Genomic DNA, 23,933 nt, shown 5'->3' on the forward strand with positions numbered 1-23,933 from the left:
TTGGCGCTGATGACGTCAGCCCTCGTCCGGGCCACCGCTCTCCTCGTCCGTTGCCTGTGCCGATGCCGACGAATCGGCCTCGTCCGCCTTGCCTGCGCCGGGCTGGGGCTCGGCCACCGCGACCCGCGCGGGACGGATGGTCCGCTCGCCGATCCGGTACCCAGGCTGCAGGATCGCGACGCATGTCGTCTCGGTGACATCCGGCGCGTACGAGTGCATCAGTGCTTCGTGGATGGTCGGGTCGAAGGGCTCGCCCTCCTTGCCGAACTGCTGAAGGCCCATCTTGGCGACGGCCGTCTCCAGCGATTCGGCCACCGACTTGAAGCCGCCGAGCAGCTCGCCGTGCTCCCTGGCCCGGCCGATGTCGTCGAGGCTCGGGAGGAGCTCGGTCAGGAGGCTCGCGACGGCGATCTCCTTGACCGCGACCCGGTCCCGCTCCACGCGGCGACGGTAGTTCTGGTACTCCGCCTGCAGCCGCTGAAGGTCCGCGGTGCGCTCGCTGAGCGCCATGCGTACCTGATCGAGCTGCGCGGTCAGAGCTACGTTCTGCTGTACGTCCCCGGCCGGGGCCGCCGGGCCGGACTCCGTGTCGGAGTCCGGCTCGGCAGCCTGCGGCGTGGCGTCCGCGGGGGTGGCGCCGGAGGGGACGTCGGGCTTCTCGTCGAAGCCCGGAGTCTCCTCCGTCATGCGGCGCCGCCCTCCGTGCCCTTGGTGAACTTGCTGTCCTTCTCGTCGTCGACGATCTCGGCGTCGACCACGTCGTCATCGGCCTTCGGCTGCTCGCCACCGGCGTCGCCGCCCGCGGCCTGAGCGCCCTCGGCGTTGGCGTACATGGCCTGGCCCAGCTTCTGGGAGACGGCCGCGACCTTCTCCGTCAACGTGCGGATCTCGGCCGTGTGGTCGCCCTCGCCGGACTCCTTGAGCTTTTCCTTCAGCTCGGCGATCGAGGTCTCGACCTCGGTCTTCACGTCACCCGGAACCTTGTCCTCGTTGTCCTTGAGGAACTTCTCCGTCTGGTAGACGAGCTGCTCGGCCTGGTTGCGCGTCTCGGCGGCCTCGCGGCGCTTGTGGTCCTCGTCCGCGTACTGCTCGGCCTCTTCGCGCATCCGGTTGACCTCGTCCTTCGGCAGCGAGGAGCCACCGGTGACGGTCATCTTCTGCTCCTTGCCGGTGCCGAGGTCCTTGGCTCCGACGTGCATGATGCCGTTGGCGTCGATGTCGAAGGCGACCTCGATCTGTGGGACACCACGCGGGGCCGGCGGCAGACCCGTGAGCTCGAACATCCCGAGCTTCTTGTTGTACGCCGCGATCTCGCGCTCGCCCTGGTAGACCTGGATCTGCACGGACGGCTGGTTGTCCTCGGCCGTCGTGAAGATCTCGGAGCGCTTGGTCGGGATCGTCGTGTTGCGCTCGATGAGCTTCGTCATGATGCCGCCCTTGGTCTCAATACCAAGCGACAGCGGCGTGACGTCGAGGAGCAGAACGTCCTTGACCTCGCCCTTCAGGACACCGGCCTGCAGCGAGGCGCCGATGGCGACGACCTCGTCCGGGTTCACACCCTTGTTGGCGTCCTGGCCGCCGGTGAGCTCCTTGACGAGCTCGGCCACGGCGGGCATACGGGTCGAGCCACCGACGAGAACGACGTGGTCGATCTCGGAGAGCTGGATGCCCGCGTCCTTGATGACGTTCTGGAACGGGCTCTTGCAGCGCTCCAGGAGGTCGGACGTGAGCTGCTGGAACTGCGAGCGCGTGAGCTTCTCGTCCAGGTGCAGCGGGCCCTCGGCGGACGCCGTGATGTACGGCAGGTTGATCGAGGTCTCCGTGGAGGAGGACAGCTCGATCTTGGCCTTCTCGGCCGCTTCGCGCAGGCGCTGGAGCGCCATCTTGTCCTTGGAGAGGTCCACACCGTGACCGGAGTGGAACTGCTTCACCAGGTAGTCCATGACGCGCTGGTCCCAGTCGTCACCACCGAGGTGGTTGTCACCGTTGGTGGCCTTCACCTCGACGACGCCGTCACCGATTTCCAGCAGCGAGACGTCGAAGGTGCCGCCACCGAGGTCGAAGACGAGGATGGTCTGGTCGTCCTTGTCGAGACCGTAGGCCAGCGCGGCGGCCGTCGGCTCGTTGACGATACGAAGGACGTTCAGACCCGCGATCTCGCCGGCCTCCTTCGTCGCCTGACGCTCGGAGTCGTTGAAGTACGCCGGGACGGTGATGACCGCGTCGGCCACCTTCTCGCCCAGGTAGGACTCGGCGTCGCGCTTGAGCTTCTGCAGGATGAAGGCGCTCATCTGCTGCGGGTTGAAGTTCTTCCCGTCCAGCTCGATGCTCCAGTCGGTGCCCATGTGGCGCTTGACCGACCGGATCGTCCTGTCAACGTTGGTTACTGCCTGACGCTTCGCAACCTCGCCTACCAGCACTTCACCGTTCTTCGCGAAAGCGACGACGGACGGCGTGGTCCTGGCGCCTTCGGCGTTGGTGATGACGGTGGGCTCGCCGCCCTCCAGAACGCTGACGACGGAGTTCGTAGTGCCCAGGTCGATGCCGACCGCACGTGCCATTTCATTTCCTCCAGCTGACTTGAGTGGAACAGGCTCAAGGATGCATCACCGAAGCGCGTGCGTCAACAGACATGAGTCGAGTCGACTCAAGTCTTATGCCGCCCTTACGGGCAAGCAGGCCCCGCAGCGGCCCCGCAGCGGCTTTACGCGCCCCCGGCGGGGCAGCCGGGATCCACGCCAAAAGCCATGAAAAGGTGCATCTCATGGCAAACATGCCTCGCATGCTCCACGTGCCCCGGATGCCCCACCTACCCGCCATGCCCGCGACGCCCGCCAAGCGGATCTTCGACCTGGCCGTCGGCCCGCTCCTGCTGCTCGCCGCGGCCCCGGTGCTGCTCCTTGCTGCCGCGGCCTCCGCCGTAACCTCCCCCGGCCCGGTCCTGGTCCGCCGGACCCGCACGGGCCTCGCGGGCCACCCCTTCGAGATGCTCTCGCTGCGTACGGCCCCGGGCACCCCGGTCGGCCGGCTGCTGCGGCGCACACGGATCGACGTACTGCCGCGGCTGCTCCAGGTGATGCGCGGCGAGATGTCCCTGGTCGGCCCGTGCGCACTGCCGCCCGGCCACCCCGAAGGCGCCCTCGTCGGGCGGCAGTTGCTGCGGCCGGGCCTCACCGGGCTGTGGCAGATCGGCGGGCGCTCCGACCTGCCGTGGGACGAGATGGGCGTGCTCGACGCGCACTACCTCGACCACCACTGGCTCGGCCTCGATCTGATGATCCTCGCCCGTACGGTTCCGGCCGCGCTGGCCATGCGTCGCTGAGGGTTCCCTGAGCGACACAGATCACCGCATGCGCGGCTACAGTGCGGCGGAATAAGTGGGTACGCTCAGCACAAACTGAATAAGTTACCGCTTAGTACGCCCACCGAATCCCCACCCTCGCAGGCCCGAGGAGCCCCCAAAATGCAACTCGCCGCGATCATCGTGTCGTTGGTCCTGACCGTGGTCGGCGTTGCGCTCATCAGCCGAGCCGTCGCGCAGATCTACCGGTTCGTCAAGCTGGGCCAGCCGGTGCCGGCGGGCAGCCGCACCGACGACCCGAAGCAGCGCACGATCACCCTGGCCAAGGAGTTCCTCGGCCACTCCCGCATGAACAAGTGGGGGATCGTCGGCTTCGCGCACTGGTTCGTCGCGATCGGCTTCCTGACGCTGCCGCCGACCCTGCTCCAGGCGTACGGCCAGCTCTTCGAGGCCGACTGGGTGCTGCCGATCATCGGCGGCTTCCTGCCGTTCGAGATGTACATCGAGTTCATCGGCCTGATGACGGTGGTGGGCATCGTCATCCTCATGGCGATCCGACTGCTCAACCTGCCCTCGCGGGCCGGCCGCAAGTCGCGTTTCGCGGGCTCCAAGGCCTGGCAGGCGTACTTCGTCGAGTACATCATCCTGACGATCGGCCTGGCGATCCTGGCCCTGCGCGGCCTGGAAGGCGCGATCCACCACGTCGAGAGTTACGACGCCGCGTACTTCGTGTCGTACCCGCTGGTGCTCGCCTTCAAGGGGCTGAGCGTCTCCACGCTCCAGACGCTGATCTACTTCACCGCGATGATCAAGATCGGCACCTCGCTGATCTGGATGATCACGGTCGCGCTCAACACCAACATGGGTGTCGCCTGGCACCGCTTCCTCGCCTTCCCGAACATCTGGTTCAAGCGCGAGGCGAGCGGCGATGTCGCCCTCGGCGCGCTCCTGCCGATGACGTCCGGCGGCAAGGAGATCGACTTCGAGGACCCGGGCGACGACGACGTCTTCGGCGTCTCGCAGGTCGAGCAGTTCTCCTGGAAGGGCATCCTCGACTTCTCCACGTGCACCGAGTGCGGTCGCTGCCAGTCGCAGTGCCCCGCCTGGAACACCGGCAAGCCGCTCTCCCCGAAGCTCCTGATCATGTCGCTGCGCGACCACGCGCACGCCAAGGCCCCGTACCTGCTCGCCGGTGGCGGCAAGGACGCCGAGGGCAACGAGAAGGCGACCGATGAGCAGCTGGCGAACGTACCCGCAGCGGCCCTCGCCGAGGCCGAGCGCCCGCTGATCGGCACGCTCGAAGAGAACGGCGTCATCGACCCGGACGTCCTGTGGTCCTGCACGAGCTGCGGCGCGTGCGTGGAGCAGTGCCCGGTCGACATCGAGCACATCGACCACATCGTCGACATGCGCCGCTACCAGGTGATGATCGAGAGCTCGTTCCCGTCCGAGGCCGGGACGATGCTCAAGAACCTGGAGAAGAAGGGCAACCCCTGGGGTCTCGCCAAGAAGGCGCGGGTGGAGTGGACCAAGGAGGTCGACTTCGAGGTCCCGATCGTCGGCAAGGACCTGGAGGACCTCGGCGAGGTCGAGTACCTCTACTGGGTCGGCTGCGCGGGCGCACTTGAGGACCGGGCGAAAAAGACCACCAAGGCCTTCGCCGAGCTGCTGCACATCGCGGGCGTCAAGTTCGCGATCATGGGCGGCGACGAGAAGTGCACCGGTGACTCGGCCCGCCGGCTCGGCAACGAGCCGCTGTTCCAGCAGTTGGGCCAGGAGAACGTGGCCATGCTGAACATGGCGTACGGCGAGGACGACGAGGACGAGTCGACTCGTAAGCCCAAGTCGTCGAAGAAGATCGTCGCGACCTGCCCGCACTGTTTCAACACGATCGCGAACGAGTACCCGCAGCTGGGCGGCGAGTTCGAGGTCATCCACCACACCCAGTTGCTCCAGCACCTCATCGACGAGGGCAAGCTGGTCCCGGTGACCCCGGTCGAGGGCCTGATCACGTACCACGACCCCTGCTACCTGGGCCGTCACAACAAGGTCTACACCCCGCCGCGCGAGATCATGTCCGCCGTACCCGGCCTGCGCCAGCAGGAAATGCACCGGCACAAGGAGCGCGGCTTCTGCTGCGGCGCCGGTGGCGCGCGGATGTGGATGGAGGAGCGGATCGGCAAGCGCATCAACAACGAGCGGGTGGACGAGGCGCTTTCGCTGAACCCGGACATCATCTCCACCGCCTGCCCGTTCTGCCTGGTCATGCTGACCGACTCGGTCAACGGCAAGAAGGCTGAATCGGACAGCGGCTCCGCCGCGGGCGGCAAGGCGAAGGAATCGCTCCAGGTCGTGGACGTGGCGCAGCTGCTCCTCGACTCGGTGAAGGTGCCGGCCGAGCCCGCGGGCGAGGCCGAGACGGCGGACGCACCGGAGCCGGAGCCGGTGAAGTAGCCGGCACGCACGCTGCAGTGAGCGGCCGGATCTGCCTCGGGGGCAGGTCCGGCCGCTTTTTCGTGCGTATCCGCACGTCCCGACGAAACGCCTGCCCATCATCGGCAACCGATCGCGATCGGTCCGTTGCCTTAACGCAACGGTTAAACGCGAGCATCATGTGACAACAGAACGCTCACGCGGCGGGCAGCTACAGACGGGGTGGATCGTGCGAATAGGGATCGCAGCGACAGCAGTGAGCTGTGCGGTACTGCTCCTGGCGGGCTGCGGGCCCGCCGCCCCCGCAGGATCCCCCTCCGGCAGCAAGAACGGCGACACCGATCCCTCCACAGCGGCCCTCGCGAACAAGGCCGCCGCCCACCCCGTCCCCAGGGGCAGGGGCAGCCGCGTCCCCGAGGACTTCAACGGCGACGGCCACCGTGACCTCGTCCTGAACGACCTGGTCAAGGCCGCCCAGGACCGCCTGGGCGACGACGCGGGCATCGGCGTCGTGTACGGCTCCACGTCCCCCGGCGCCCTCGACCCCGCCGTACGCCAGCTCCTCAGCCCCGCCCGCAACGCAGCCCCCACCGACGGCACCCTGCCCGGCGCCTTCGACGCCGAGACCGCCTGCGACCTCGACAAGGACGGCTTCGCGGACCTGGTGGTCACCACCGACCCGCCGTTCAACGGCACCGGCAGGCCGCCGGTGCCGCTCCAGATCCTCTTCGGCGGCCCGGCCGGCCTCACAGGCAAGGCGGTCAAGCTCCGCATCCCCGAAGCCGCCCGCTACGGCAACGAATGGCCCGACCACCCCGTCTGCGGCGACTTCGACGGCGACGGCAGCCAGGACCTGGCGGTGACCGCCAGTGGCGGCCGGCTCAGCCACCTGCGCGGCCCCTTCACCCGGGCCGGCGCCCCGCGCGCCGCCGGCGCCGCCCGTCCGGGCGTGGGACCCGTCCTGGCCGCCCCCGAGCCGAAGGCCGACGTCAACGGCGACGGTTACGACGACCTCGTCTCCGCCGCCCGCCCCCACGCGCCCGGCACGGCCGGCCGGGGCAAGCTGCTGCTGGGCGGCCCGGCGGGCCCCGGCCGCGCGGGCGGCACGTACACCTACAAGGCTGTACGAGAGCTGCCGGCGGCCGACCTCCCGGCGGGCAGCGGCCAGATCGCGACGGATCTCCTGCGGTACGCCGACTTCGACGGCGACAAGCGGCCCGACACGGTGGTGCGGACGCACCGGGACGAAGCGTCGGACCGGGTCGCCCTCCACTCCGCCAAGGGCAGGGGAGCCCCGCTCCTCACCTTCACCACGGCTGCCTTCGGCTGACGCCCGCCACCGGGACCTCCGCGCTCCCGAAGCCGGGGGTAATCCCCCCGGGGTGCCCCTAGGGGATGTCACAGCTCGGCAGCAAAGGGGGCCCTGATCCGACTGGCCAGTCACCCGGACCCTCAGGACCAGGTACGTTCGATTACGTGGCTGGATTCAGGATCGGACGCGGCCGGGACAACCGCACCCCGCGACAACAACCGCAGCGGCAGCAGCAACAGCCGTACGGGCAGCAGCAGGCGGCACCGCCGCCTCAGCAGCAGCCGTACGGCCAGCAGCAGTGGCCGCAGGCACCGCAGTACGGCGGGCAGCAGGACGAGCCCGAATACTTCGGCGACCCGTACCAGGGCGGCCGGCCGGGCCGGCAGGCGCCGCCCCCGCACGGCGGCCCGGGGGGTGACCCGTACGCCAACAACAACCCGGGCCATACCCAGGCGTTCAGCGTCAACGAGGACCCCTACGGCGACGGCAACACCTACCGAGGCGGCGACACCCACACCAACGCGCCGCCCTCGGGCCCGCGTCTGCATTGGAAGCAGCTGCTGAGCGGCATCGTGATGCGCCCGGGGCCGACGTTCATGCAGATGCGCGACTACCCGGTGTGGGGCCCCGCGCTGGTCGTGACGTTCATCTACGGCATGCTCGCGGTCTTCGGCTTCGACAAGGCGCGCGAAGACGTCATCAACGCGACGCTGTCCAACGCCATCCCGATCGTGCTGTCGACCGGCGTCGCCTTCATCATCTGCGGTCTTGTCCTGGGCGCGGTCACCCATACCCTCGCCCGCCAGCTCGGCGGCACCGGCTCCTGGCAGCCGACCATCGGCCTCTCGATGCTGATCATGTCGATCACGGACGCGCCGAGGCTGCTCTTCGCGATGTTCCTCGGCGGCGAGAACGCCCTGGTGCAGGTGCTCGGTTGGGCCACCTGGGTCGCGGCAGGCGCCCTGTTCACCCTGATGGTGAGCAAGTCGCACGACCTGCCGTGGCCGAAGGCGCTGGGCGCGTCGGCGATCCAGCTGATCGCGCTGCTTTCGCTGATCAAGCTGGGCACGATCTGACGAACAGGAGGGCCCCGGCGCGTAGTCCGCGCCGGGGCCCTCTGCCATTCTTCCTGTCATTCTTCATGTCATTCGTCGCTACTCAGGCGTCCAGAACCTGCCCGCTGCGTCGCACGACGGGCTTCCGCACACTCCAGGGGAAGTTGATCCACTCGTCGGTGCGCTTCCACACGTACTCGCACTTCACCAGCGAGTGCGCCTTCTCGTAGACGACCGCGCTGCGGACCTCCGCGACATGGTCGAGGCAGAAGTCGTGCACAAGCTTCAGCGTCTTGCCGGTGTCGGCGACGTCGTCCGCGATCAGCACCTTCTTGTTGCTGAAGTCGATCACGTTCGGCATGGGCGCCAGCATGACGGGCATCTCCAGCGTGGTCCCTACGCCGGTGTAGAACTCCACATTGACGAGATGGATGTTCTTCACATCCAGCGCGTACGCGAGCCCACCGGCCACGAACACCCCGCCGCGGGCGATGCTGAGCACGATGTCGGGCTCGTACCCGTCGTCGGCGATGGTCTGCGCGAGCTCGCGGACCGCGTGCCCGAACCGGTCGTACGTAAGGTTCTCTCGTACGTCTGCGTCGCTCATACCCGGTATCACACCTGTGTCCGATGAAAATTGAGGAAGGACCGCGAGGCCGTCGGCCCGCGCTGCCCCTGGTAACGCGACCCGTACCGCTCGGAGCCGTACGGGAACTCGGCGGACGTACTCAGCTGGAAGATGCACAGCTGCCCGATCTTCATCCCGGGCCACAGCTTGATCGGCAGAGTCGCCACATTCGACAGCTCCAGCGTGACGTGACCGGAGAACCCGGGGTCGATGAACCCCGCGGTCGAGTGCGTCACCAGACCCAGCCGCCCCAGCGAACTCTTGCCTTCCAAGCGCGAGGCAAGGTTGTCGGGCAGCGTGATCGTCTCGTACGTCGAAGCGAGGACGAACTCACCGGGGTGCAGGATGAACGCCTCGTCCCCCTCAGGTTCGACCTGCCGGGTCAGGTCCGTCTGCTCCACGGCGGGGTCGATGTGGGGGTAGCGGTGGTTCTCGAACACCCGGAAGTAGCGGTCGAGCCGCACGTCGATGCTGGAGGGCTGCACCATTGATGCGTCGTAAGGATCAATCCGTACGCGTCCGGCGTCGATCTCGGCCCGGATGTCCTTGTCTGAGAGAAGCACGCACCGAGGATACGCAGAGCGCACGGGCCCGCCCCAATCGGACAGCCCCGCGCGCCTCCCACGCACAGCGCTATCGCTGCTCGGACCCCACGGGAACGGCGTGCCTCAGCCGGGCGCAACGCGGACATCGGACGAGCCGTCCGGGCCCGATCCGGCCCGCGCCGAGCTGCTGCAGCGGAAACGATGTGGTGCTGAACACGTGCCCTTCGGCACAGCGGACGACGGTCGACTCCATCAAGTCCTCAAGTCCCTTCCCCAAAAAAGCGTGGACGAGAAAGCCACATTAGGGGATGAACAGGACGCCACTCCAGGCGGCACTCCGACCCTCACGCTACGCCCGCACTCCACTCTCCCGCACACCCCGGGCACACTGGAGCCGCCCCGCGGTGAATGCACCGGAAGGCCGGGATGGGGTAGAGTGTGCGACGATGCAGCGCCGGTCAACGGCCTGCCGCGCGGGTGTAGTTTAGTGGTAGAACATGAGCTTCCCAAGCTCAGAGTGCGGGTTCGATTCCCGTCACCCGCTCCATCAGAAAGCCTCAGGCCATCGGCCCGGGGCTTCTTTGTTGTCTGGACCTCTCATCGCCGGCCGTGCCCTCCGCGTGCGGGCCTGCGCCTCGCGGAGAGTCGGAACCAACCGCTCTTCGATATACGCGGCCACGGCGCTTTCCGGGATGCGGACGGGCTTGCCGAGCTTCACGTACCGAATGCGACGCTCCTGGATAAGGCGTCGGACGAACCGCACGTCGGTCCCCAGGCGCTCGGCGGCCTCGTCCGCGGTGAGCAGACGGTCAGCCATGCGTGGATCACCTCCATCGCGGCATGTGCGGTCCGTGTGAAGGCATGGGGTATTGCGGGTTGGCGCAAGGGGTGGTGCCCGCGGCTGATGCCGGGACGGCGCAGGCGGCAGCGAGCGCCTCGCGATCCAGCCGGGCAAGCAGCCGGTGGATGCACGACTCGCTGGGAATGGGACGGATCCCGGTCAGCGGATCAGCGGGAATGCCCCGATCGGTGAAGTCTTGCTGAGAGGTGCGGGAGGCCCATCGGCCGATCGCGGTCATGCCGTCGTGACCGGCAGCGGCCAGGGCGCACACCGCGAGGGCCACGATTGCGGCCGGCGGGTAGCGCCCGCGGCGCGAGCGCAGCCTCCGCCCGGGGGCCGACTTCGGCAGTGCATGGGCGGTCTGCGAAGATCAACACGTAAGAGTCAGATCATCGGGGGAGACACTGTGTCAGTGGAGAAGCGTTCAGGTGCGAGGCAGGTTTCGCCAGCTGTCCAGGTGCTTGGGTACTTGGCGGGAACGCTCTGGTTCGCATTCCTTACCTTTTCTGGTGACGAGCGCCCCACTTGGCTGCGGGCGGCATATGGCGTTGTAGCGCTCCTGTTCGCGGCAGCCATCGCCGCAGCTGTCATTGCTCGCATGCGAGCTGGCAACGTGAGCGAAGGCAGCAGAAGCAGCTGAGAGGGTGTTCTACGAGCTGCAAGGACGCTTCGCCCCGACTGGAATGCGTCTGCGATGTCAATCGTGAGCCCCATAGGTTTCACGGTTCACGGAGCACCGGGCCATGGAGTTCGGGGGCCGCGCAAACCGGACCAATCTCCAGTGGTTGCGCCGGGCGCAGCACGTCAAATGCGGGCAAAGGTCCATAGAGCACCCTCTACGAACGCTTTGGGCCGGTCATGCCCAACGGTGGAGCTTCGTCGGGGCCTTGTTGTGTTCAAGGTGATCTGTGGGTGTTCCGCAGGTGGGCGGGGAGCGAGCAGGCGGTTGTGCCGCCGGGCAGACGGTGCCGGTTTCTCGCGATGGCCCGGTATGCAGCGTGTGCGGCCCAACTGACGGGCGGTAAGACGAGGATGATCCCGAGCCAAGCCCAGCGCCTTCGCCCGCTCTTCAGCATGGCGGCCAGCGCGCGCGGCCCGCCCCAGATCGTGCCGCTGTCCGGGCTGATCCAGAGAATCTCGCGGTCGGCCCTCTCTTCCGTGACGCCCATAGCGGGGAGGTCTGCGGACTGCCAGGGGGTGCACTGCGCCCGTGGTTGGATCCAGCGCTTGGCGAGGTCAATTGTTCTGCTGCAGAAACCGCAGTCTCCGTCGAAGAGCAGAGTCGGCTGGCTTGTCATGGTGGCTCGCTTTCGTGGCGCACGGCGCGGCGCCTTCGATGACTTGCTGGGGTGAGCTGTCTTTTCGCGCGGCGTTCTACAGCTGTGTGGTAAGCAGTGCGGCCAGGCTTGCTGCCCACACTGCGGTGGCTCGCGATGCCACTCGGATGACCGCGCTGGTCTGCACGCTCTGCTCAGTTGTAGAGCGGATGTCGGTCCGGGTGACGCCGGAGAGGAGCCCATACATCAGCACTCCGGCGCCGAGGGCCCACAGCGCAGGGGGAAGAGTCAGCCAGTCTCCCAGGCGCCAGGTCAGCCAGAGTGTGATTGCTCCGAAGAAGGCGTGGAGGCACAGAAGTGCGCGCCGGCGGGGCGCGGGGGTGCTACGCCTCAGCCGGACCGCCAGCAAAGGGGCAGGAGCGCCGAGGGAACCCATCATGGTTCCCACGGCAGGGGTGATGTCGGTGGGGGACGGGGCTGTTGGCAGTCCGAGTAGCCGCTGGCCGATGGCGTCTACGGAGCGGTCGGTGTTCGACAGCACCACGACTCCCTGCCCGGTGGTGCGATCGAAACCGAGGTAGGAGGTGAAACCCCCGGTTGCCCCGTTCTGCCAGGTGATGTCGCGCTTGCCGACCGTGCTGGTGAGCCAGCCCAGGCCGGTTCGGCCTCCCGGCCCGGCAGCATGGGCGGGCACGGCGGCGCGAGCCCCGGGCGCGGTCTTCTGGATGACAGCACGCAGGAAGCGGCCGAGGTCTTGCCCTGTCGTCCAGATGTCACCCGCCGGGGTATATCCCGAGGCGTACCAGTGCTCAGTGGAGGGACCAGTAGCCTGCTGACCGTGGGCGACGTTGGATGGAAACGGATCGCCGCTGTGCATGATGCGCGTGTCCCGCATCGTGAGCGGTTCGAAGATGTTCGTGGCGAGTAGCTCGGTGTACGGGAGCCCCGTTCGGTGCGCCGCCGTGTAACCGGCCAGGGCCATGCCGAGGTTGGAGTAGCGGTACGTGCCGGGGCTTCCCGCCGAGGATGCCTCGGCCGCGTTGAGGACATCGCGGTCGTTCAGACCACGATAGGGGTCCTGGCCGAGGAGCAGCAGCCGCATGTTGCGGCCCGTCATCCGCAAGCCTGGAGGCATCTTCTCCAGACCGGCGCGATGGGTGGCGAGGTCTTCCAGGGTGGCGTCGGCGACTGCTGGATCGGAGAAACCGCTGTCGGGAAGCATCTGTTTCAGGGGTGTACTGAGGTCCAGGATCTTCTTGTCCTCGAGTGCGGCCAGGAGCATGCCGGTCATGGGCTTCCCGATGCTGCCCGCCTCGAAAACGGTTGATGCGTCGATCTCGCTGTGCGCGCGGTTGCCCGAGTCGCCCAGCCCGGCGAACCGCAAGGTGCCATGATCCACGACGGCCACCGAGAGGCCCCGGAAGCCGCGGCCGTCGCCAGCAGCGTCGCGCACTTGGGCAGCCAGGTTCCTGTCTCCCGTTGTCGCGCCTCCCAGCCGCGCGGGTGCGGGGGCCATGTGAACCCCCGTACCCACGCAGATGGTGAGCAGTACCGTCACGGCCAACACCCTGATCCGCACCAGCGTGGTGAACGGCCGCACGGAACTCGTTCCTGCGCCGCCCAGCGGCATGCTGCGACTTCTCACTTGGCAGTGAGGACAGGGGGCGACGAGGCCAACGGGACGGCTTCGTCCGTGACGTCCGCAGGCGGCGGCGCCGGAAGATGGTCCGTCTTCGCGGCCGCCATTTCTGGCTGCCCACGAAGGCGTTGGGCCGCTCGGAACAGACGGCGGTAGTGAGCATCTCCCATGATGACCAGTTCGACTGCCACCACGGTGAGGGAGAAGTTGATGAGCCCAGCCATATGGAAGGCGATTCCCAGGTGCATGAGAATACCGCCGGCCACCGCAAAAAGTCGCCAGCGCCGGTTCAGCAGGAGGAAGGCGAACGCGAGCTGGAAGAAGACGGTTGCGTAAGTGATAGCCACTACCAGGGTTGCGCTCTCGTAAATGAACCGGTTCACACCGGGCCATCCGAATTCATTCACCCGGAGAATGTAGTAGAGAGCAGTCCCGTTCTGCCACCGTTCGCCCTGCACTTTATACATTCCTGATACCAGGTAGACGATGCAGACCTGCAGGATCACGGCCAGGATACCGGCGTTATGAAGGAGCGAAGCAGACCTATAGCGCAACGACTGCCGGTCTTCAACGGCCTTCTGCTTCCCGTTGCGAGCGTCCAGCGAAAAACGGGAGCCCGAGTCGACGAAGATGAAGAACACCAAAACGATGACCATGATGTTGTCCCCGCCATCGAGCAGAACAGGGTTCCTTTGATGGAGCGACCACAGGAAAACATAGTGCAGGATATTCATGGCACGCGTCTTCCAGCCCAGCATGAACAGCAGAGCTGCCAGCATGCCCAGATGGAAAATAAGCTCGAACCACACATCCGACTTGCTCACCGCGTAGAGGGAGATACCTTCCTCTGCACCAGCAAAACTCTGCCAGGGCCACGATCCGTCAGGGCCCCACAGATATACCCGTTCCATATAGTCTCGGGCATAGAGGTAAAATCCGAGCGCACCCAGCAGAATGCGTGCAAGTGCGCTCCCGATGAGAGCGCGGCGATTCAAGCTGAGGTCATCGAGCTGAGCATAGAAAAAGAACTGCGCACGATACGCAGCCGAACGTATCCCTACGAGTATGTCATTAAAATTCATCGTGAGACCTTCAGCGGCTTCATCCAGGCAAGGTCATAGTAGGAAACCTTGCCTCTATTGGCCCGGATTGCGCGCTCAGAAAAACGAGGGTACTTGTTTATCACGATGCGTACCTGCACGGAGCGGAGGCTCCCGCCCCACAGTTTGGCTGCCTCTGCGCTCGCGAGTGCACGCGCGTACAGAAGTGCGCTGTCACGTCCGGCAAGCTCACTCGGCGCCAGAGGAGGCACGGGCTCCGCCGTAGCATCCGCCCTGGCGGGGCCCTTGGATCCGGGCGGGTTGTCCTCGCGACGCAACTCCTCGAGCTGCGGGTCGCGCCAGCCATCGAGGCGCTGGCGCACAGCAGGTGCCAGACGTTCAACACGGGACGGCCAGAAGCGCTGCCGATGCAGTTTGTCTATATGCGGCGTAGTGACATCCACCCACTTGGTGGTCACCACCGCCCCATCCGGAAGCGACCGCTGCGCGCGGATCAGAAACCCAGAATCCTCTGTTACCGGCTCCGGAGCGAAGAGATGCCAGTCCTGCTGGAAGTACGGCGACATGTATGCCTGAATTTTATCGTCATGCTGCTCACGGATCGGATTGAAAGGTGTATGGTGCAGCGCTGTCATGCTGAAATGAAACAGCACCGCACCTGCAACTAGCACACCTATCAAAGACAGAGCAGACCGTCGGCCTCTGCTCCAGTTCATAAGAGTTCGGCTCGTGAAGTCTTCTGTCACTTCTTGCTCATCTTCCCCGTGTGGCGGGCACGGAGAAACCATGCCCGCCACTGATGCTAGAATCCCTAGATTAGTCGAAGGAGCGTGACAGGTTTACGTCGCTCTGCAAGTCGACACCCACGTCGCCCCGCTTGAATGCTCGGCCCTTCCTTTGCGGAATGGCGTTGGAAGCCTTGATGTAGTCGTATGCGGCGCTGCCGGCGAAGGAGCCGGCCGCTTTCTTTGCAATGGAAGCCCAGGCGAGGGGCTGCACGCCGGCATTTACCACCTTTTCCGGCCCGGTACCGGCTTCCGCAAAAGCGACAGCCGTCGTCTCCGTCGGAACAGGATCCGAATCAGCCGATGCGGACGAAGCGAAAACGATGCCGACGGTCAACCCGGCAACGCCTGCTGTGAGTGCGTGAAACTTCCGCACGTAAACCCCCATGAGAATATGTGATGCCCAACACCTCAGGTGCGAGCGATCATGAGCATACACAGGATGTGGCACTTCATGATCATCTAGTGATCCACGGCACACGATAGGGATGTGATTGTGAAGTCAACCATCCATTACTTCTTTAGCCTCGCTGTTTCGGTTGGGGTGATGAGGCGTCGCGCAACCCGAGGTACGGGGTAGTGACGATCATCGTCAAGGCCCGGTTCGCGCGAAAGGCGGACGACGGCAAGTACGACGTGAGCCAGGGACAAGTGGTCGGAGTGATCACCGCGTACTGCAAAGGCATGCGGAAGTGTCCAAACTGGGTGAATGAGTGACTTGGCGAGCAACGAAGGCGACGAGATCGCAGATCTTCAGGTGGAAGTAGCGAGCCTCCTGTTGGACCGCGTATACGCACCGCTTCTCGAGGATCAGTACGTACGGGGGTCCTGCCCGCCCCGTCGGGGGCACCAGCCGTGCGGGTCGCCCTCGGCGACAGGGGCGAATGCACACCGGCCCGGCTGACCGCGTACGAGATTCCCCTCCGCGCGGGCGAAGAACTGCGTACCTCGCACGACGTCGTCGCCTTGCTCCGCGCCGTTCACACTGGCACACACATCTACCCCTCGGACGCGGTCACTTCCGTAATGGGATGGACCTCTACCGGGTCGATCCCACGCGATTGAAGGAAGCCCCGTTCACCACGGATGACTGGGTGGCCACCCTGCTGCGAGTGCTGGGCCGCCCGGCCGAGGAACGGCATGGCACCCGTCTTCGCGGGTTCCTGTTTCAGGAAGGGGGGCCGTTGCGCCTGTACATGGACAGCGACGAGGTCCCTGGAGTGATCGGTGCCGAGGTTCAGCCAGGCGGAGCGTTGACCGCCCTCTTGGCGGTACTGACCTCCATTCTCGACGAGGAATGGCGGGCACTCGAAGGAGTGGACGACCCGCACTGCCGCTACGTGGTGGACCTCACCGACTGGTAACAAACCCCGGCCTTCTGACCCCTGTCCGACGCCAGGCGAACCGTGTGCCCCCAGCTGCATCATCGCAGTCAGTGGCACGGGAAAGGGGCGGCCTCCGCCTCCCAAGACAGGCGCGGGGAGACGGCAGGCCGAGGGCCTTCTACTCGTTGGCGCCGACACGCCGGCGAGCAGTTGACAGCCCTACCTCACGCTGGCGCCACCGACCTGAAGCCGGTGGTGTCGTGTGCACCTGCTGGACCTCCAGGCCAGGAGAGCAGGGCCCCGCCGAGAGACCGCCCTGTCAACGGTCATTGAGATGCCCAGGTAGGTGGCCGTTGGAGGCCCAGGCTGGTGGCCATCAGAAACCCAGGCGTGTGGCCAGTGGTGTTCCTGGGGTGGGGGGTCAGTTCAAGGGGACCACTCCCTTCCCGGCGAGGGCCTCAGCGAGGCGATGTGAGTCGCCGGAGGTGGTCACGAGGTGAGCGTGATGCATGAGGCGATCGGTGCTCGCGCCCGCGAGAGTCTTCGGCATGATCGTGTCGAAGCCCGAGGGATGAATGTTGCTGGTCACCGCGATAGAACGGCGCTCATAGGCGGCATCGATGATCCGGTAGAACGCCTCGGCGGCGTCCTCGCCGACTGGAAGCAGGCCAATGTCATCAATGACAATCAAATCGGCCCGGCAGATCCGGGCGACGGTCCGTGCGGTGGACCCGTCGACCTTCGACTTGCCGATCGCGGTGCTCAGCGTCTCCAGGGTGAACCAGGACACCCGCATGTCCTTCTCGATCGCGGCCTGGGCCAGGCCCTCGGTGAAGTGGCTCTTGCCCGTCCCCGACGGGCCGGCGATCACCAAGTTCTCGGCGCGGCCGATCCATTCCAGGGTGGTGAGGGAATTCTGAAGATCCGCCAACTTGAAGTCGCTGGTCGGAGGGCTTCCGTGCTGTCCGTTCGGGGTGCTCGCGCTGGTCGCGGGCGGCAGGCTGAGCTGTAGATCGTTTGTCACCGGTGGACCTCGATGTTCGTGAGGACGAGCAGGGCGCGTAGGAGGTGGGTGGCGCGGGCGGGGTCGGTGCGGAGCTTGGTGAGCGTGCGCCAGTTCTTGAGGTGGGCGAAGCCGTGTTCGACGGGGGCGCGTCCGGCGGCCAGGACCCGGTTGGCCTCCTTCTGGCCGCTGTTGAGCTTGCGGGCGCGGGTGGCTTTGAAGCCGGTGACGACCACGGGGTCGTCCGGATCGTCGTCCAGTCCGAGGAAGCCGAGGTCGGCCAGGGCGCCGAGGCCGGCGGTGCGGAGGTGGGCCAGGAGGTGGTCGCGGCGGGCGGCGGTGATGTCGTGGGTGCGGCCGGGCCGGGCGGCCGAGATCCAGATCAGGCGGCCCTTCTCGTCGGTGAGGGCGAGGAAGTGTAGGCCGTGGCGGTGGTGTTTGCCAGAGTAGTTCGGGCGGTTCGCCCTCCCGGTGCGTCGCTGGGTGGGGATGAGGGTGCCGTCGACCAGGACGACCTCGCCGCCCCGCTTCGCGATCTTCTTCAGGGCGCGGTCCAGGCGCGGGGCCTGCCCGGCGAGCAGGCCGATCAGCTCGTCGCGCCAGCGCCGGATGGTGGTGGCGGAGAGGTCGTTGCCTCCGGCCATGTCCGCGAGACGCTGATCGTGCCGGAGCACGGCAAGGACGATCACCGCGATCTTGCCGGGCGTTCGGGCCCGCCAACGGGAACGTATCGCCTTCAGATGGCGCCTGAGCAGGTCGGCGAGGTGGTTGACGGTCCGTGTGGACAGCGACAGGCGGCACTGGTAGACAAGGGAAACGGTGCTCTCGGCGTGCTCTTTGTTTTTGCTCACACAATCTCAACGGCCGCCGGGGGCATCGCAGTTACGGCCTGGCTGCGGGGCCAGGGTCGGCCGGCATCACGGCGGGTCACGGGCGGACGCTGAACTTCCCGTCGGGGCGTTTGTGCAGCCAGCCGCGGTCGGACAGTTTCCTCAGCTTCCCGCGCAGCGGCTCCAGCTTGCCCTTCACCGTGACCTCCACTCCCAGCTCCTCGCCGACGTGGCGGACCGTGACCGGGCCTGCGGCTGTGCGTACGACGGTCAGGATGCGCTGGTACTCCGGCGGCAGCGCCGCCTCCTGAAGGCCCGGCTCACGGCCGGGGATCATCCACACTGTCCGGCCGCCCACCTGGGCGGATACGGGTGCGGCCGCAGCATGCTCCTGGGTGATCCGCTCGCTCAGCCGTTCCAGGACCCGTAGCGCGACGGCGAGTTCGTCCCGCTCGGCTCGTACCTCCTGAAGCTGCTTGACCAGCTGTTCTTCGAGCACGTCCAGCTCCGCGCGGCGCGCGGCGATCCGTTCCAGCGTTTCGGGATCCACCATGGCCCGGATCGTAGAAGGCGCACCGGTAGCGGCGGGCAGGAACCGGCGAAACCGCCCTGCCAGACGATCTACAGCTCAGACTGCCGCCCGCGACCAGCGCGAGCACCCCGAACGGACAGCACGGAAGCCCTCCGACCAGCGACTTCAAGTTGGCGGATCTTCTCTGGGTGGGTTCGGGGATGGTGGAGTCCTCGGCCCGCCAGGAGCCCAGGGTCTTGCCGGTGGGGAAGTTCGCCGAGTGGCGCCGCAGGCGCCGGGTGGCCGCGTCGCGGCCGGTGACCTCCTCGGCTATCAGCAGCCGCAGCACCTCGGCAGGGTCCCAGCGTTGAGCTCGGGCGGTGGCCAGAACGTCCGGGGCCGCCTTGCGCATATAGGGCAGACGCATGCGGCGCATGAGCTTGTCGAGTTCCTCGGGGATCGCGGGCGGGTTGGGAAAGCTCATGGGGGTGCCGTTCTCTTATGAGACGTTCGGTCAGGATTCGCTGGTGGGTGATGTGTTGGGTCAGCGGCCCAGGGCCTGCCAGCCACTGGTTCCGTTCTGGACGGAGTGGGCTTCGTCCGCGCGGACGACCTCTCCGGCGGGCTTGCTGTCGGCGATGTGTCCCAGGATCGAGAGCAAGTCGTCGTCGGCGAAGCGCCCGGCTGTGGCCGCCAGCCCCAGGGCCTGGTCGACTCTGTCGTTGCCCAGGACGGCGGCCAGCTCGACCGCGCGGGCCATCTTGGCGCGGATGCGGGTGGCGCCGGCGGGTCCGGCTTCCTTGAGCCAGCGCCCGGCTCCGGGGCCGATGCCCACGAACGCGATCTCCGCTTCCGAGCGGGGCCGCAGCCTCGGCTGGTGGATGCTGCGTCCGTCGGGATGGTCGGGGTAGTGCTCGTCGATGATCTGCGGAACACCCGGGGTGGAGAGCTCGTGGCGCCAAATCTCCGAGAGATCACCGGAGTTGGTGCGGGCGGTGATGGACAGTTCCTCGCCGACCACCCGGCACCACACCCTCGCGCCGGTATATCCCGGCGGGGTCGAGTAGCGCACCGAGTTGAAGCTGATAGTGCGGTCCGAGCCGACCAGCCGTTCCTCGCCCAGCGCGAGCGCGAGCGGCTCGATGGGCAGGACGTGCAGCGTGGTGCGTTCGACGTCCAGACGGTCCGCAGGTATCTGCCCAGTCGCCCGGTGGCGGCGCGAGTTCACCGCATCGCACCAGGTCAGGCAGGCATCGGCGAGCTCGGAGAAGGTGTCGTAAGCGGCCAGCAGGTTCGCATCTGTGGGCACCAGGTCGGCTTTCGCGATACGAACCGTCGCTTCCGCGCCGCCCTTCGATTCGGGGTCGTAGGGCACGCAACTGACCACTTGGCAGCCGTAATGCCGGCCCGCGGCGACCATCTGCGGATGACGTACCGGGATCCCGGCGATGTGCTCGACGGTCACCGTCTTCGCGTTGTCGGTCAGCACGTAGGTCGGCGCCCCGCCGATCCGCCTGAGCGTGGTGTCCAGGCAGGCCACCAGCGTGCCCAACGTGCAGTCCCAGACCGGGATCACGACCCGAAACCGCGACCAGGACAGCCACGCGCAGAACAACCAGGTCCGACGGCCGTCGATGCGCGGACCCTCGCCCCAGTCGAACTGGAGCCACCGGCCCGGCTCGGGAATCCACGGCCGGTACGTGCGGCGCTTGCCCGCCTTCCACGCGCTCTTCGCCGCGTTCACCGCCCGCCGCGTCGAGCGTTCGCTGCCCCGGTAGCCCATCTTCACGAGCTTCTCGTGCACCACATCGGCTCGGATCGTCGCCTTCGACTGCTCGACCCACTCCTCGACCTTCTCCCCGAACGCGTCGATCATCTTCGGCCGCGGCTCTCGCTCATAGGGATTGCGCCCGCCGTTGCGGGCCTCGACATACCTCTTGACCGTCTTCGGGTCGTGCCCCGTCAAGGTCGCCGCCGACCAGACCGTCCCGGTCAGGTCGTACGCCTCAAGGATTTCCATAATCTCCGTGTCAGACTTCGTCACAGGACCTCTCCGGCCGGTAGCTGATGCGTGCAAACACCAGCAAACGGGCGGAGGGGTCTCCTCCAGTTAAGGAAGTGATCAGGAACACCACTGGTCAGACGGCCATCCACCTGGACTTCCGGTGGCCATCAGCCTGGACTCGGCTGGCCGCACATCTGGACTTTGCCACGGCCGCCGTCACGCCCCGTGGTTGGCCGCGGCTACGAGCCCCATGCCGAGCTGGAGCCAACCGCAAAGCTGAGCAGGAGAGTCCGTCTCCCCGGACTTCGCACGTGGGGCTGTGCCACAACGTGCCAGCAGGGGCAGTAAACAGCGGTCACCAGGGGCTTCCCCAGAGTCCTAAGCGAAGGGCTGCAAGTGACTATCGCCCCAGCTCAGAGGCCATTTGTCAGTCGCAGTTCAGGGTGATTCCCAAGCTCAGAGTGCGGGTTCGATTCCCGTCACCCGCTCCAAAGAGAAAGGCCCAGGCCAGCGGCCGGGGCTTCTTTGGTGTCCGGATCAGGTCAGGCGCCGCGCGCCACCTTCGCACCACCCGCCACCACATCACGTCATTCGGCTCCCGAGGTGCCGCGTCAGGAGGTCGGCGAAGCCAGGTAGGCCGGCCTTCGCGAGTCGGGCGATGGCATCGGCGATCATGACTGAGGTTCCCCCGAGATGCGGAGGGCGATGACAGCGGGTCAGATGGTTCTCATGAGAGGAACTCTGACCATGGCCGCTCCGAGGAAATATCCGCTGGAGTTGCGTGAGCGTGCGGTGCGGATGTATCGCACCGCCGAGCCGAAGCCCCAGATCAAGCGCCTGGCCATTGAGCTGGGGGTCCACCCGGAGGCACTGCGCGGCTGGATCCGCCAGGCCGAGGCCGACCGCGGCGAGCGCGACGACCGGCTGACCACCGAGGAGAAGGACGAGCTGGGCCAGCTGCGGCGGGAGGTGAAGGAACTGCGCCGGGCGAACGAGATCCTGCGCACGGCCTCGGCTTTTTTCGCCCAGGAACTCGACACGACCCGGCGCAGGTACTGACGTTCCTCAGCGAACGCAGTGACCTCGGTGTCGAGCCCGTACTCCGGGAACTGCACGTCCCCTCGTCCACCTACTACCGCTGGCGCCGGCAGGAGAAGGAGCCGTGTGAACGCCGCCGCCGTGACGCGGAGTTGACGACCAAGATCGAGGAGATCCATGCCGACTCCGGCGGGATCTACGGCTCGCCCCGCGTGCATGCCGTGCTCAAGCGCGAGGGCGTGGCCATCGGCCGCAAGCGGGTCGAGCGATTGATGCGCGAGGCCGATCTGGCGGGCCTCAGCCCACGCCGCACGGGCAAGGGCTTCACCCGCCGCGACCCGACGGCCACGCTCGCCCCGGACCTGGTGCAGCGGGACTTCACCGCTCCCGTGCCGAACCGGCTGTGGGTCACCGACCTCACCATGATCCCCACGGGTGAGGGACCGCTGTGGCTCTCCGCGATCCGCGACGCCTTCTCCCGCCGGGTGGTGGCCTGGGAGACCTCCGCCCGCGCGGACGCCGACCTGGTCCTGTCCTGCCTCGAGTACGCCCTGGCCAGCCGCGAGCCCGTGCCCGGCACCTTGATCCATCACGCCGACCACGGCTGTCAATACACGTCCATCAAGCTCACAACACGGCTGGTACGTGCGGGTATTGAGGGGTCGATGGGGTCCGTGGGCGACAGCTACGACAACGCCCTCGCGGAGAATCTGTGGATGCTGATCAAGACCGAGTGCGTGCGCGGACGCGTCTTCGTCACCCGGGCCGAGGCCAACCTCGCGCTGTTCGAGTACATCGACGGCTTCTACAACAGCCGACGCATCCAGAAACGCCTCGGCTACCTCAGTCCCATCGAGTTCGAGGAGAAGCACTACGCCAACCAGGCGACGACCGAACAAGCGAACCTGAAACCACGTCAACCCATCCTGACCAGCTGATCAGCACCTCCCGCACACCGGGGGAACCTCAGACTGGCGGGTTGCGCTTCTCTCCGACAAGCCTGACGACTGTCTCCACCACCTCATGCGGCAACTCGCGATACAGCCCGCACAGGTACGAATCCGGGTCGATCACCCGCACTCCACGCTCAGCCAAGTCACCGGCAGGGAAATCGGCAAGGTTCCATGTGATCAGCGCGTCGGCCCCGGCGGCCACCGCTGCCGCCGCATGGTGCCGGTCGTCGGGGTCATCGCCCGGCATTTCATCCACAAGGGGTCCATAGAACTCCGCCGCGATCTCACCGTCGGCGAAGAAACGTCGGACGGCTTGGGCAACCGCGGCAGCCGACTCCGCCGAACATCTTCCCTCCCGGACGATGATCCGCTCCCACTCCGCGAGCAGCCGTTCGGACCAAACAATCTCGTGGATGGAGTCCTCAGTGAGGGCCAGCATCACGTCCATCACCGAGAACGGAAACAGAACATTGGTGTCCACAAAGACCCGCGCTGCCACGCTCCCCCTCTTCCCTTTCACGGCTGCCGGTGACACCCACATCAATAGGGCAGGTCGGCGCCCTCCAAGGCATCGGCGATCTGACGCCGCCCCTCCCTGCGGCCCTCACGCCGCTGCTGGAATGCCAGCACGTCCGCCAGGCGGACCACGCGGTGACTACTGCCAGGCAGGTTCATCGAGGGGATGTCGCCAGCATCAAGCAAGCGGGCGACGAACGGCCGGGACAGACCCAGAAGTTCAGCGGTCTCAGAGGGCGACAAATGCACCTCGGACGCCAGGACCGTAACCGCGTGCCCGCGGGCCAGCTCACCGGCCGACGCCAGAAGAATGCGGACCAACTCCCCCGGCAGTGCCAGTTCGCCGCCATCCGGGGTGCGCACCAACACCTCGACCGACTCCGGCGCCATCCGGGCAGTCGCGGCAAGCGCGCCCTGGTGCGAGGGATTCGGTTCGACCCTCTCAGCACGGGCAAGAACGCTGGAACGAGCCATGACCGCCTCCAATCACTGACCCGACGAAGAATACATCTGCAATAACTGTAACCGGATGGTCCGGCGTGGGCAACCGTGGAGAAGGCGAGCCCCATGCGCGTACAGGAGCGACTTGCCCCCCCCTTCCCGGCTCTGCTGCCCACCAGCCTGGCGAGGCCCTCAGAGCGGATGCGTGGCAGGCGGCACGCCAAGCTGACGCCCGCACGGCCGGGCATCCCGCCGAGCCCCACCACCGCGCCGGGTGCGATTCCCCTCCCGACCGACGTCTCCCCTGACGCCGCACGGAAGGCGTGCCACAACGTGCCAGTAGGGGCGGTAAACAGCGGTCACCAAAGGGGCTGACGAAGCAGTCAGGACGAGGTCATCGGCACGCGCTTCCGCAGGTCAGAGGCTATACACGT

General features: G+C 66.6%; 24 protein-coding genes, 1 tRNA gene and 2 pseudogenes. 9 read left to right on the top strand and 18 right to left on the bottom strand.

Features of this window, described 5'->3' with window-relative positions:
• Window positions 1-15 precede the first annotated feature (15 nt).
• The gene (gene grpE, locus ABCR94_RS02615) at window positions 16-687 is read right to left on the bottom strand and encodes a nucleotide exchange factor GrpE (RefSeq protein ID WP_347117308.1); all 672 of its coding nucleotides are present in this window, start codon (window positions 685-687) and stop codon (window positions 16-18) included.
• Window positions 684-2,561, bottom strand: a complete 1,878-nt coding sequence (gene dnaK, locus ABCR94_RS02620; RefSeq protein WP_347117309.1) for a molecular chaperone DnaK — start codon at window positions 2,559-2,561, stop codon at window positions 684-686. Before dnaK ends, grpE begins: the two co-directional genes overlap by 4 nt.
• 203 nt (window positions 2,562-2,764) lie before the next feature.
• On the opposite strand from dnaK, the gene ABCR94_RS02625 reads away from it, so the two are divergent.
• The 4 genes from ABCR94_RS02625 (at window position 2,765) to ABCR94_RS02640 (ending at window position 8,122) form a co-directional block, all read left to right on the top strand.
• A complete protein-coding gene (locus ABCR94_RS02625) occupies window positions 2,765-3,322 on the top strand; it encodes a sugar transferase (protein WP_347117310.1) in 558 nt (185 codons plus the stop codon).
• 141 nt (window positions 3,323-3,463) lie between these two features.
• Window positions 3,464-5,755: a heterodisulfide reductase-related iron-sulfur binding cluster gene (locus ABCR94_RS02630; RefSeq protein WP_347117311.1), complete on the top strand. Its 2,292-nt coding sequence runs from the start codon at window positions 3,464-3,466 to the stop codon at window positions 5,753-5,755.
• 220 nt (window positions 5,756-5,975) lie between these two features.
• Window positions 5,976-7,064: an FG-GAP repeat domain-containing protein gene (locus ABCR94_RS02635; protein WP_521976437.1), complete on the top strand. Its 1,089-nt coding sequence runs from the start codon at window positions 5,976-5,978 to the stop codon at window positions 7,062-7,064.
• 146 nt (window positions 7,065-7,210) lie between these two features.
• The gene (locus tag ABCR94_RS02640; RefSeq protein WP_347117313.1) at window positions 7,211-8,122 is read left to right on the top strand and encodes a Yip1 family protein; all 912 of its coding nucleotides are present in this window, start codon (window positions 7,211-7,213) and stop codon (window positions 8,120-8,122) included.
• An 82-nt stretch (window positions 8,123-8,204) separates the two neighbouring features.
• Here ABCR94_RS02640 and ABCR94_RS02645 read toward each other — a convergent pair whose 3' ends face one another.
• The gene (locus ABCR94_RS02645) at window positions 8,205-8,708 is read right to left on the bottom strand and encodes a phosphoribosyltransferase (protein ID WP_347117314.1); all 504 of its coding nucleotides are present in this window, start codon (window positions 8,706-8,708) and stop codon (window positions 8,205-8,207) included.
• Between the two features lie 8 nt (window positions 8,709-8,716).
• Window positions 8,717-9,292 (bottom strand): dCTP deaminase, encoded by a 576-nt coding sequence (gene dcd, locus ABCR94_RS02650; RefSeq protein WP_347117315.1) that lies wholly within the window; start codon window positions 9,290-9,292, stop codon window positions 8,717-8,719.
• Window positions 9,293-9,747: 455 nt separating this feature from the next.
• Between dcd and ABCR94_RS02655 the strand changes: the two genes are divergently transcribed.
• A tRNA-Gly gene (locus tag ABCR94_RS02655) sits at window positions 9,748-9,821 on the top strand.
• A gap of 63 nt (window positions 9,822-9,884) precedes the next feature.
• Here ABCR94_RS02655 and ABCR94_RS02660 read toward each other — a convergent pair.
• From ABCR94_RS02660 to ABCR94_RS02685, 7 genes and pseudogenes are all read right to left on the bottom strand, one after another.
• Window positions 9,885-10,091 (bottom strand): annotated as a pseudogene (locus ABCR94_RS02660) (helix-turn-helix domain-containing protein); the annotation flags it as partial.
• A 7-nt stretch (window positions 10,092-10,098) separates the two neighbouring features.
• Window positions 10,099-10,464: a transposase family protein gene (locus ABCR94_RS39015; protein WP_521976439.1), complete on the bottom strand. Its 366-nt coding sequence runs from the start codon at window positions 10,462-10,464 to the stop codon at window positions 10,099-10,101.
• 547 nt (window positions 10,465-11,011) lie between these two features.
• The gene (locus tag ABCR94_RS02665; protein ID WP_347117316.1) at window positions 11,012-11,413 is read right to left on the bottom strand and encodes a thiol-disulfide oxidoreductase DCC family protein; all 402 of its coding nucleotides are present in this window, start codon (window positions 11,411-11,413) and stop codon (window positions 11,012-11,014) included.
• Between the two features lie 76 nt (window positions 11,414-11,489).
• On the bottom strand, window positions 11,490-12,992 hold the full coding sequence (locus ABCR94_RS02670) for a serine hydrolase domain-containing protein (RefSeq protein ID WP_347117317.1): 1,503 nt from the start codon (window positions 12,990-12,992) through the stop codon (window positions 11,490-11,492).
• Window positions 12,993-13,033: 41 nt separating this feature from the next.
• Complete coding sequence (locus ABCR94_RS02675) at window positions 13,034-14,113, bottom strand: HTTM domain-containing protein (protein WP_347117318.1); 1,080 nt, start codon at window positions 14,111-14,113, stop codon at window positions 13,034-13,036.
• Window positions 14,110-14,745: a DUF5819 family protein gene (locus tag ABCR94_RS02680; RefSeq protein WP_347117319.1), complete on the bottom strand. Its 636-nt coding sequence runs from the start codon at window positions 14,743-14,745 to the stop codon at window positions 14,110-14,112. The genes ABCR94_RS02675 and ABCR94_RS02680 overlap by 4 nt, the downstream gene beginning before the upstream one ends.
• Window positions 14,746-14,908: 163 nt before the next feature.
• Window positions 14,909-15,214, bottom strand: a complete 306-nt coding sequence (locus ABCR94_RS02685) for a hypothetical protein (protein WP_347117320.1) — start codon at window positions 15,212-15,214, stop codon at window positions 14,909-14,911.
• Window positions 15,215-15,456: 242 nt separating this feature from the next.
• On the opposite strand from ABCR94_RS02685, the gene ABCR94_RS02690 reads away from it, so the two are divergent.
• The gene (locus ABCR94_RS02690; RefSeq protein ID WP_347117321.1) at window positions 15,457-15,594 is read left to right on the top strand and encodes a hypothetical protein; all 138 of its coding nucleotides are present in this window, start codon (window positions 15,457-15,459) and stop codon (window positions 15,592-15,594) included.
• Window positions 15,595-15,687: 93 nt separating this feature from the next.
• Here the strand turns inward: ABCR94_RS02690 and ABCR94_RS02695 are convergent, their stop codons facing one another.
• Window positions 15,688-15,873, bottom strand: a complete 186-nt coding sequence (locus ABCR94_RS02695) for a hypothetical protein (protein ID WP_347117322.1) — start codon at window positions 15,871-15,873, stop codon at window positions 15,688-15,690.
• Window positions 15,874-15,908: 35 nt separating this feature from the next.
• Here ABCR94_RS02695 and ABCR94_RS02700 point away from each other — a divergent pair, with 35 nt between their 5' ends.
• Window positions 15,909-16,241 (top strand): hypothetical protein, encoded by a 333-nt coding sequence (locus ABCR94_RS02700; protein ID WP_347117323.1) that lies wholly within the window; start codon window positions 15,909-15,911, stop codon window positions 16,239-16,241.
• 382 nt (window positions 16,242-16,623) lie between these two features.
• Here the strand turns inward: ABCR94_RS02700 and ABCR94_RS02705 are convergent.
• The 4 genes and pseudogenes from ABCR94_RS02705 to istA form a co-directional block, all read right to left on the bottom strand.
• A pseudogene (locus ABCR94_RS02705) lies at window positions 16,624-17,121 on the bottom strand (ATP-binding protein); the annotation flags it as partial.
• A gap of 101 nt (window positions 17,122-17,222) precedes the next feature.
• The gene (locus ABCR94_RS02710) at window positions 17,223-18,056 is read right to left on the bottom strand and encodes a transposase family protein (RefSeq protein WP_347117325.1); all 834 of its coding nucleotides are present in this window, start codon (window positions 18,054-18,056) and stop codon (window positions 17,223-17,225) included.
• Between the two features lie 76 nt (window positions 18,057-18,132).
• Window positions 18,133-18,588, bottom strand: coding sequence for a hypothetical protein (locus ABCR94_RS02715; protein ID WP_347117326.1), 456 nt, complete (start codon window positions 18,586-18,588; stop codon window positions 18,133-18,135).
• A 502-nt stretch (window positions 18,589-19,090) separates the two neighbouring features.
• Window positions 19,091-20,566, bottom strand: coding sequence for an IS21 family transposase (gene istA / locus ABCR94_RS02720; RefSeq protein WP_521976416.1), 1,476 nt, complete (start codon window positions 20,564-20,566; stop codon window positions 19,091-19,093).
• 714 nt (window positions 20,567-21,280) lie between these two features.
• Between istA and ABCR94_RS02725 the strand changes: the two genes are divergently transcribed.
• Both ABCR94_RS02725 and ABCR94_RS02730 read left to right on the top strand, forming a co-directional pair.
• Entirely contained in the window at window positions 21,281-21,610 is a 330-nt protein-coding gene (locus tag ABCR94_RS02725; protein ID WP_347116874.1) for a transposase, read from the top strand.
• 50 nt (window positions 21,611-21,660) lie between these two features.
• On the top strand, window positions 21,661-22,527 hold the full coding sequence (locus tag ABCR94_RS02730) for an IS3 family transposase (protein WP_347118397.1): 867 nt from the start codon (window positions 21,661-21,663) through the stop codon (window positions 22,525-22,527).
• A 28-nt stretch (window positions 22,528-22,555) separates the two neighbouring features.
• Here the strand turns inward: ABCR94_RS02730 and ABCR94_RS02735 are convergent, their stop codons facing one another.
• Window positions 22,556-23,041, bottom strand: coding sequence for a PIN domain-containing protein (locus tag ABCR94_RS02735; protein WP_347117327.1), 486 nt, complete (start codon window positions 23,039-23,041; stop codon window positions 22,556-22,558).
• Window positions 23,042-23,082: 41 nt separating this feature from the next.
• Complete coding sequence (locus tag ABCR94_RS02740) at window positions 23,083-23,532, bottom strand: helix-turn-helix domain-containing protein (protein WP_347117328.1); 450 nt, start codon at window positions 23,530-23,532, stop codon at window positions 23,083-23,085.
• Window positions 23,533-23,933 lie beyond the last annotated feature (401 nt).

Origin of the sequence: Streptomyces changchenzhani (assembly GCF_039766235.1) — a bacterium.
Classification (GTDB): domain Bacteria; phylum Actinomycetota; class Actinomycetes; order Streptomycetales; family Streptomycetaceae; genus Streptomyces.